Origin of the sequence: Pseudomonas viridiflava, from assembly GCF_900602065.1 — a bacterium.
Lineage (GTDB): Bacteria > Pseudomonadota > Gammaproteobacteria > Pseudomonadales > Pseudomonadaceae > Aquipseudomonas.
The window spans coordinates 1-302 of sequence record NZ_UWFN01000302.1 but is presented as its reverse complement, the minus strand read 5'-3'; the positions used below and the strand labels follow the sequence as shown (position 1 = coordinate 302).

Genomic DNA, 302 nt, shown 5'->3' with positions numbered 1-302 from the left:
GGCTTGCCGTTCTCGTCGAGCATGGCGCGGATACGACCGAAGTTCGAACCGACCAGAACCATGTCGCCCTGACGCAGCGTACCGTCCTGAACCAGAACCGTCGCAACCGGGCCACGGCCCTTGTCCAGACGGGACTCGACAACCACACCACGGCCAGGAGCCGAAGGCGTTGCCTTGAGTTCCAGAACTTCGGCCTGCAGCAGAACGGCTTCGAGCAGTTCGTCAACGCCGGTACCCATCTTCGCGGAGACCGATACGAACGGCGTATCACCGCCCCACTCTTCGGATGTCACGCCATGAAC

At 62.3% G+C, this 302-nt stretch carries 1 pseudogene; it reads right to left on the bottom strand.

The window, feature by feature from the left end:
• Positions 1-302: pseudogene (locus tag EE949_RS22435) on the bottom strand (translation initiation factor IF-2); the annotation flags it as partial.